The organism is Paenibacillus aceris (assembly GCF_017874035.1).
Lineage (GTDB): Bacteria > Bacillota > Bacilli > Paenibacillales > NBRC-103111 > Paenibacillus_E > Paenibacillus_E aceris.
Genome location: NZ_JAGGKV010000023.1, coordinates 106,212 through 116,223 on the forward strand (window position 1 = coordinate 106,212; position 10,012 = coordinate 116,223).

Consider the following 10,012-nt stretch of genomic DNA (forward strand, 5'->3'; position numbering starts at 1 on the left):
TCATTTATCATTAGACTATTCAACCCCACAATTTATACCCATGGGGGTATATAAAACTGCAAAAAAATTTTCCTAACTCATAGTTGGGAAATCATTTCTCACCACCTTTGAAACTTCAATAATTACTCATACCCGTATGGGTATATGGATACTATAATAAAGATTTTCTATTGCGTCAACCCCTTAGTCGCCATTCTCAATCCTGCATGGAAGCAAAAGAACAAAATGAAAAGAGCGACTGAGCGAATGTTAGCCGCGGCATGACAACTGAGGGCATGTATAAATCAAAGGTATTTTAACAAAACTATATTGACTTAGACGCACAAAAGGCCACCGAACATGCCGGCAGCCTTGTAATTAAACTTTGATTTTTATGATACGGTTTGACGTGCTAGCGGTAACGGCAAGTTATCGCTTAGACCAAGCGTCCGCGCTGTTGAAGTATGAATCTCTTGAATAAGCTCCGTTTTCTTCAACAATGAGATGCCATAAGAAGGAATCATTTCTTTAATTTTCGGTTCCCACGCTTTAATATGCTGCGGGAAGCATTTTTTAATTAACTCGAGCATGACGGAAACCGCGGTAGAAGCACCTGGAGAAGCGCCAAGCAATGCTGCAATCGTACCATCAGCCGCACTTATCACTTCCGTACCGAATTGAAGAGTACCTTTGCCGCCTGCTTCCGTATCTTTGATTACTTGCACGCGTTGGCCCGCGACGACCAAGTCCCAGTCCTCGATCTTGGCACTTGGGATAAATTCTCTTAACTCTTCCATGCGCTTTTCTTTCGATAACATGACTTGTTCGATCAGGTATTTGGTCAATGACATGTTTTTGGCGCCTGCCGACAGCATCGTTACGAGATTATCCGGTTTTACGGAAGTTACCAAATCAAACATTGAACCGGTTTTTAAAAACTTTGGTGAGAAACCGGCAAATGGTCCAAACAACAACGATTTTTTGTTGTCAATAAATCTTGTGTCAAGATGCGGAACCGACATAGGTGGAGCTCCGACTTTAGCTTTGCCGTAGACTTTTGCATGATGCTGCGCAACAACATCCGGATTATTACATACCATGAATATTCCGCTTACCGGGAATCCTCCAATATGTTTGCCTTCAGGAATTCCGGATTTTTGCAGCAGATGCAAACTGCCGCCCCCGCCTCCGATAAAGACGAATTTTGCAGTATGACGTTCGACATTACCGCTTTTGTTTCGTACTTTCAATTCCCATGAACCGTCGCTAGCCCGTTTAATATTATCAACGCTATGTCTGTAGTTGATATCGACGTTTTTCTTCTTTAAGTGATCAAAGAGAATGCGCGTTAAAGCGCCAAAGTTGACATCCGTTCCAGAGTCGATTTTTGTTGCCGCTATAGGTTCATTGGATGGACGATCTTGTATGATAAGTGGAATCCATTCCATTAGTTTTTTAGGGTCATCGGAAAATTCCATCCCTTGAAACAAGGGATTGTTAGTCAGCGCTTCAAAGCGCTTCTTCAAAAACGATATATTTTGTTCCCCTTGTACCAAACTCATATGAGGCAATGGCATGATGAAGTCTTGCGGATTACGTATCAGCTTGCTGTTTACAAGATAAGACCAAAACTGCATGGAATGTTGAAACTGTTCATTAATTTGCACAGCTTTGCTAATATCTACAGATCCGTCTTGTTTTTCTACAGTGTAGTTAAGCTCACACAGTGCCGCATGCCCTGTCCCTGCATTGTTCCATTCGTTAGAGCTTTCCTCACCTGCTTTTTCGAGCTTCTCAAACACTGTAATTTTCCATTCCGGTACTAATTCTTTCAGGAGTGTCCCTAAAGTTGCACTCATGATTCCGGCACCAATTAAGATGACGTCTGTTTTAGTTTCTCTGTTGCTCATTTTTACCATCCTCATACCCTAAAATTTCCAGAAGGATGCAGGCGCTCCTGCTTATGCGTTACAGCAAGCCAGATCGCGACCTAGTCACACACCTTTTCTGGATCAACATTAAGCCTATAGATTAAAATATTAATTACTATTATATGATAGTTAGTAGTTATTTAAAAGCTTGTAAAAAGTGAGAGTCCGTGCACAAGTTTCTAAGAACACCAAAAAACCAATACTAGGACCCATTCTTCCTGCATGGGCAGAGGATTTGGTTGAAACTAAACTACGGACAACACTAATTTTCAGTGGAAGCTGGCAAGTTTTTCAATGCCGACCCACGGGCTCGGAAACAGATTCACATCCAGGATTATAGCCAAATTCCGCATTCCGTAAAACTAAATATTTACATTTATGGTCATTTTTATATTATCGATCAAGCGTAATTAAGGCTGACGACAAAAACTCTGTCGTCAGCCTTACTTTCTTTTAGAAACCTATTTCGTTAAATCTAACCTTCGGAGAGCCAGTCGTCAATAATCATTCTTGCCACAGCTGCCAGAACTTGAATATCGATCTTACCTGTACCGAAGATATCTGCCTTCTCAATCTGACTCCAGTTCGCGTCTGCGGAAGTAGTCCCGTAGTACTTAGCGATGACAGATAGGTCTTTAATCGTAACTCTCGTTTCACCTGGAATCAAAGTAATAATGCTATCCAAGAACACTTGCAATGCCGTATCCAACTCCACTTTCACTGCATTCACTTGCGCTTGTGTAGAGGAAGCGTTATCGAAAACGGCTTTCGCGCTTGCAACTGCTGCCTGCAAGGTTGCTTTCGATTCGCTTGCATACTGTCCAACTTTAGTTCCTGTGACCGTGGCATCCAACTTACTTTCGGCATTTCCAATCGAAGTGCCCAGCGCCGTTTTGTCTACATCACCAGGTCCAGGGTTTGATGTGATAACCGAATTGATGAATGTGTTCAAAGCGGCATCCAAGCTGCTCAAAGCTGCTTGCACTTCCGCTTCTGTTGCAGATGCGTTATCTTCAACAATTTTGGCGTTGTTAATAGCTTGCTGCAACACATTTTTCGAACCGGACGGATATTGACCCGCCTGAGTGCCCTCTACTGCCATATCATGCTTGTTCTGAGCTGTTTCAATCAAGGCGGTCAAAGCTTCTTTATTCAAAGGTTGAATCTGAAGTGCCAATGACGCTCCAGCCAATTCGATCTCAGAACCTTCAGAAGAAACAGCTGCATTAGACAAGTACACATTGCTTGTTACCGAAGTGGAAACATTACTTGCCTTCGCATGAACGGTTAGAAGATCACCGCCAGACACCTCGTTGCCCGCGCCAATGCTGGACATGATGATAAGGATCTGTCCTTTGTCTGGCTTTACTCCTGTAACAAGTACTTTAAAGTTGTCTTTCAGTGAGCTAATCGACGCTTCAGCCAAAGAAATATGTCCATTATCCCCCACTGTTTCAAATTGCAAGTGATTAGGATCATAGTTCAGGACGACATTCAAAATGGAGAACGTAGATGGATAATGATTGACACCAAGTTTTAAATCTAAACTTTGACCGCTTACAATCGAAGCAGGCCCTGTCAATGTTGCTGACGCTGGTGAAGTACTTGAGAATTGGAAACTTCCTGAGTATGGAAGAGCCACTCCTTCACCGCCTATTTTGACCGTGTACGTTCCGTCCATCATGCTGCTTGGTGTGTACGAAAAGGCAAACTTACCATCCGATCCGCTGACTGTTTGATTCAAAAAGTCTAATTGCCCCAGAGGATTCGCTACCATAATCGTAACATCTTTTCCCATGCCAAGACTGATATCCCCCTGGAACGTGACCGTTTGTGTTGCTGTGTCTACCTTCGTTTCAACATGGTTGATCTCTGCTGCTGATCCGGCTGCTGCCGCTTTTGGCAAAGGAACAATAGCAAGCATGCAGATGAGCATAGCCAAGGTCGTGATAACAGAAACTATTCGTTTTGACACACTTTCCCCTCCTTCTGCAAAACTCATTGCAGAGTTAATTAGTTAATTTGAAATAAGCGTGATAGGCAAAATTATAAGCCGTGTACATCGGTACTAAAGTAATCCCATTCGTTGTAAAGTTCAAAGGTGTGCCTGCTACCGGCGTAATGGATTGGGAAAGATTGTTTTCATCCAGACTCAAAGTAATAAATTTGGTGCTGGTGCTTTTGCCAACCATTAAAAGAGGTCCATAGAAAATGCTGGCCATCGACGGATCGTCTGGTGTTTTTTCTAATCGCAGGCTGTATGGCATTGCAATTTCAATCTTATCGTTGTCAGCCCAGGTTCTACTTAGCGTGACATACGTACTTGGTGTGGCGGTTACATTTTGGATAGTGCCATTGACCTTAACAGTGAAACCGTTGACAGCCCAATACGGTACTCGAAGTTTAATGTCCAACTGTCCGCTGCCCTTCACTGTAAGCGTGCTGCCTTGCTCACTCGGGAAGTTCGTTGTTTGTACGACGGACATCCCTTTCTCGGCCCAATTCAACGTTGATGGCATATACAGGTTGACATACAAAGACTTCTTATCACGCGAGCGGAAATAGATGGAATCCTGATATTTCGTTTGGCTTTCCAAACCAGTCCCCGCACAGCAAGTAAAGCTCGTGCGTCCGTAACCCTTCGTACTGCCCGGACCCAAAGGCATAAAGTACACGACGCCGTTGTTCGCAGTGCTTTGATCTTTGGAAGAAATAATGCCGTTGTAGAGACCTCTTTCATAATAATCCATATATTTGGCATCCGGATTATGGAAGAATAGTTCCCTTGTCAACTTGAGCATGTTATACGTGGCGCAATCCTCGGCCTGACTGTTTTTGCTGGTGCCGCCTTCTAGAATATAAGAAGCAATTTTGTCAGATTCCTTAAACAATTCGCCGACACCGGTACCGCCGTTGCTGAATTGGCGATGCTTCGTAACCATGCCCCAGAAATTACTTGCTACTTGATAATAAGAAGGGTCATTAGTTTGATCATACACTTTCAAAGCACCAATAATTTGTGGAATATGCTGGTTGGCATGAATGCCATTTAACGTATCTTGATCGTTTGCAGTTGGCGTGAACAGCTTAGCATTATCAAATAGTTTTGCTGTCCCCAGATACTTCGAGTTACCGGTTATTGCACTAATTTCAGCTAGGGTTTCATTCATACCGCCAAACTCACCGGCAATGTATCTGCTCCACATGCTGTTTAACGTGGATTGTGGCAATTTGCTCAAACGGCCATCCACCCAATCAGACATTTTAACAAGCATGTTCAAAGCTTTAGCATTTCCAGTCACTTTGTAGCAGTCCAATAAGCCCGCCATAATTTTGTGCAGTGTATAGTAAGGAGCCCAAATCGTATTAAAATCGGTTTCGTTCCCGTTGTACACAGCACCGTTCTCTAACAAAATGAATTGCCATTCTCCGTACGCACTTAAATAACCAGGACTGTTATTCCCAACCAGAGCCGGATTGCTTTTTCCGAGATTTGATTTCTCCATTCCGTTCGGTTGAGTCGCCAGTGCATCCTGTACTTTTGCCAATTCATCAATCATGTAGTCAATCTTCGTTTTCCATTTCGCCTCGCCGCTGCTGGCATAAGCCTGAGCAAATGCAGACATGAAGTGTCCCGTAGAATGACCTCTTAATTTCCCTGCTGCAGAATCCCAGCCTCCCATAGCGGTTGCCCCTTTAGTATCAAGCCCCGCAGCTGAACGGAAGGCAAACAGCAATTTATCCAAGTTGTACCCATCGAGATATAAATATTCACTATCTCTTAACTTCGTAAAGATACTGTCCTGCAATGTGACATCACTTAAACTAAACGGTTCAATAAGAAGGTTGGCTTCACCTGGCGTTGAAGTTACTTTTGCACTTATAGCTTTACTCCAAGCGCTGACACCCGAGCTGTTTTTGGCTCTGACCGAGTAAGAATGCGTGGAGCCATACAGTAATCCCTGATGATCAAATGGACTTGAAACGTTGCTAATCGTTGTGCCATCCACTTCCAGGTCATAGCTTGTTGCCTCAGGTGATGTTTGCCATGCAACCTCAATCTGAGGAATATTGGCAGCAGGAGTGGCGGTTATTCCAGCCGGAATACCTGGAACGCTTGACAATTCCGTTACGCCGCTTAGAGGCTGCAAACGGGAAGTTTGCATGTCCGTTCCGTCCCATACAAGTACTTTGGCTGTGTAGCCTGCCACATCAGCCGGTAATGTCAAACTTGCGGACAAGCTAACGGGATTTCCAACAGTGATACTTTTGGTCACTTGCGATTTATCAACCATTTTGCCAGCGCCATCATAAAGCACTAGTGATACCAAAGAGGAAACCGCTGTGCTACCCTTGTTGGTCCCGGTTACATTTGCAGTAAGCTGTTGTCCGCCTTGCAGGCTGCTCATATTGAACGCCGAACTAAAGTTTAAAGTTCTCACTTTAATCGTGGCAACCGCTTTGATGCTCGTTCCTTCAACAGTCCCTTGAACCGTAAAAGATCCTTCTGATGCATAATCTGATGTCTTCACTTCATCCCAAGTTACGTTTAATTGCCGAGTCGTTTCCTCGTCGTTGTATACAGCAATAACTGTGTTAGGTAGGACTGGTGCTGTGCCTACAACCGTTTCCGCATTCACAGGTTGAATGCTGCTTAATGTCAACACGAACGCTTCTTCCAATACGGTCACCACGAAAGTTTTCGTATCGGTTTCGGTTCCGTTAGTGATCGTAGCAGTGAGATTAACCGTCGCATTGCCTGAGCGGGCTGCCGGCCGAATGACGGTCCCATCATTACGAATCACACTCGTGTTGCTGGATTGCCAATTAATCACCGATCCATTACGTCCTTCAGTGGGTAAATCCAAGTTTTTGGTCACTGCACTGAGGCTCCCTAGACTAATAGCATCCTTATCTAATTGCAGTTTCTGTTGATCAGATAATTGAGCGAGAACAATTGCTTCAAAAACGATGGTATCTTGCACACTTCCCTTCGTGATTGTTGCTGTTAAAGTAACCGCTGCATCCGATTGACCTGGGGCTGGACGCGTTACTTTACCATCTGTATTAATCACATTCGTGTTGCTCGATTGCCATGAAATATCAGAACCATACGCACCTTTCTTAGTTAACGATAAGTCGGTATCCACTGTTCTGAGATTTACTCCGGCAAGTAGTGCAGCCTTGTCAGCAGCCACTAATTCGCTATCGGGTTTATTGATTAACCCTGCAACCTCGGAAGCATCAAGAGCTCTGTTATAAATCCGGAAGTCCGAAAATAAGGCGTTAATCGTCGGATCGGCAAATTGACCTTTCCCGATATAGTTCGCTGTCGTTGCTCCAAGGCTTGTTGGATTCAAAGTCAATGACGTGTTTTCCCCGACCTTTAATCCATTTTCATAAATCGTAACGGTATTGCTATTTAATACAACCGTCACATGTTTCCAAGCATTCGTCGTTAAAGCTGTTCCCTTTTGCGCCTTCTGTTCATTCGACCATCCACTAGTTGTAATACCGAAGGCAAGCCCCTTCGCTCCGTCATTATTCCCGGTAGGAGTTAAATACATATAGCTCGTCGTATTCCCGGAGCCAAAATCGAATATACGCGTATAATTTGTTGTTGCGCGCATATTTACCCATGTAGAAATGGTAAAGTTTTTCACTCCATTTAAGATCCCATTAGGCAGCTTGACATTTGCACCCGCTGCACTGGTTCCGCCACTCAAACTGATTGCTTTTCCTTGCTCCCAATCTGCAAAGCTGTAAGTTGCACCTGCCGCAGCCGCATCATTCCCATTTCCTGATGCATCTTTAATCACACTTCCACTCACATCGTCAAATTTATACCACGCAATTAACCCGTCCGTTGTTCCTACAGCGTGTGCATGAGGGGTGAGATCCGAGAAACCGAGCAAAATATTAACTGCAAAAATAACGAGAATATTAACAATAGATACAACTCTTTTTAGTGAGTAGGTTATCATTGCTGTTTAGCTACCTCCTTAGGGGAAATCATTTTGATCCCAGGCAATGATATGGAAATATTTGCACGGGAGCGGAGTTCTTCGAACCAAGGTTCCATAAGATCAAGGATTTCTTTATTCACCAATTCATCACGAATTTCCGCTATCACTTGTGACTCATTTTTCGTATTGGAAGCCGTGTCATGCGCCATGTGTTCGGCAAAATGCGCTTGGACATCATTATCATCAACCTTTATACGGGGCTCAAGCAGCTTGCGAATGTACAGCTGAGTTTTGAGTTCCGTGCGCATCGATTGCTCCGTGTACCCATCTTTCTTTAAGTTTTCTAAAAATTCGTCTTCCGTGGTATAGGCATTTCTGACTTTATCAAATGAGGCATTAAACTCACTATCGGTCACAATCACCCCTGCCGCTTTGGACTCTTTCATAATTAAATCCTCTAAGATAAGTTTTTCCAGTATTTTGGGTCCTTCGTAATCAACAAGCGCTTTATAGAGTTGATCTTGGCTAATTTTCACTCCATCTACGGTAGCAACTGTAGTGTCATGCGCTTTGTTAAGAAAAACAATCAATAAAGTTAGCAGCAGCAGCGAAAATGATACAATCGTTATTCCCTTCCACAACACCAAAGATTGAGTTAATTTCTTATTAGTAGTCAAAACACCGTTCCCCTTTCTTGAGAGCAAGACCTCCTCTCCGCTTCATTTGTTATCACATGCATTTGGACAACCTATACCTCCAATCACGTAATACTCGTAGTATATCGAATGCGCTTACATGTTGATATTCAAAAGATTTTGGGTTTGTGGAAATTTCTTAGATTTGGCACCTTTCTATATTTTTTATTTTATTGTTTGGCATTCATATTCGAATCAATCATAAAAACTCGCCTATAATTCATAGGTGTTACCCCGAATTCCTTTTTAAAAACTCTGTTAAAATACCTCGTTTCCTTAAAACCAATCAACTTGGAAATTTCGTAAATTTTCAATGAAGTTTTCTCTAGCAGCGCTTTACCATTGCCAAGACGGGTCTGAAGTAAATACTGCGTAAAGGAAGTTCCCGTGTTTACTTTAAAATAATGGCTGAAATAACTCGTGTTGAAGCTGAAATGTCTGGCAACCGACTCCAAAAATAGATCCTCTGCATAATTTTCCTCGATGTATTGAATGCATTTATGTATAGCTCTCCCTTTTTCTCCATCCTCACTCGTGTTGTCAATAACGGAATTAACTACATGATCTACTTCCATGGGATGAGTTTCATTTTGCTGTGTAAGCGGAGTTCCCCTATCTTGCAGATGGATTTTACTTTTGAAGATGGATTGCTCAATTTTATCTAATGTGCGATTGATCGTTTTCACATCAATTGGTTTAAGCAAGTACTCACAAGCTCCAAATCTTAGCGCTTTTTGGGCATAATCAAATTGTTTGTAACCACTAAGAATAACCAGTTTAGGCGGGGCATCCGCATGCTCAAAGTGTTCAAGTAACTGTAGACCGTTCATTTGAGGCATGTGAATATCGCTAAAAACAATATCGACCGAATTGCCTGCCATAACGGTTAGTGCATCCTTCCCATTCTTCGCCTTAAAAATATGATATTCAGGCCTTAGCTTCCCTATAAGTTTTGCGAGACCGTCCCTATGTCTTGGTTCATCATCTACAATTAATAAGTTATACAGATAGATTCCCCCCAATTGTTATTTAATTACTTAAACGATGGGATTATTTGGTATGCTTTAATTTTAAAGTGTCTATATCTGAATTAAAATGTGATTATTTAATCAATTGTTACACTTATTTAGTCATCTCAAATCCTTGGGTACATTTAGTAATTATGTAATTAAATTAAAATTATTTAACGTAAGCAAAACCTAGCCTGCGGCTAGGTCCTTGTCTTGTTTGAGCATGGGAGGGAATTGGATATGGGGCTAAATAAAGGAACTCCATTCCCCTATTTAGGCAAAAAGCGGATTTTCGTGGGTTGGAGGGGAACTACAGGCTCTTATTCAACCTCCATCCTATTAAGCCCCCTAATTAAATTGGAGAGTACCATGGGAAATAAGGTACTATTCATATAAAGGGAGGCGAGCGGAATGAGACAACGTAACAACGC

The 10,012-nt window shown here is 42.6% G+C and carries 5 protein-coding genes; all 5 read right to left on the bottom strand.

The annotated features are described in order from the left end of the window. Positions 1-371 precede the first annotated feature (371 nt). The 5 genes from J2Z65_RS28820 to J2Z65_RS28840 all read right to left on the bottom strand — a co-directional run bounded on the left by J2Z65_RS28820 (position 372) and on the right by J2Z65_RS28840 (position 9,593). Entirely contained in the window at positions 372-1,889 is a 1,518-nt protein-coding gene (locus J2Z65_RS28820; protein ID WP_167066884.1) for a malate:quinone oxidoreductase, read from the bottom strand. Between the two features lie 496 nt (positions 1,890-2,385). Then, positions 2,386-3,885, bottom strand: coding sequence for a cohesin domain-containing protein (locus J2Z65_RS28825; protein WP_167066887.1), 1,500 nt, complete (start codon positions 3,883-3,885; stop codon positions 2,386-2,388). 34 nt (positions 3,886-3,919) lie between these two features. Next, on the bottom strand, positions 3,920-7,894 hold the full coding sequence (locus J2Z65_RS28830; RefSeq protein WP_167066889.1) for a beta-L-arabinofuranosidase domain-containing protein: 3,975 nt from the start codon (positions 7,892-7,894) through the stop codon (positions 3,920-3,922). After that, complete coding sequence (locus J2Z65_RS28835; protein WP_167066892.1) at positions 7,891-8,553, bottom strand: hypothetical protein; 663 nt, start codon at positions 8,551-8,553, stop codon at positions 7,891-7,893. Before J2Z65_RS28835 ends, J2Z65_RS28830 begins: the two co-directional genes overlap by 4 nt. Before the next feature lie 188 nt (positions 8,554-8,741). Then, on the bottom strand, positions 8,742-9,593 hold the full coding sequence (locus tag J2Z65_RS28840) for a response regulator transcription factor (protein ID WP_167066895.1): 852 nt from the start codon (positions 9,591-9,593) through the stop codon (positions 8,742-8,744). Positions 9,594-10,012: the final 419 nt, after the last annotated feature.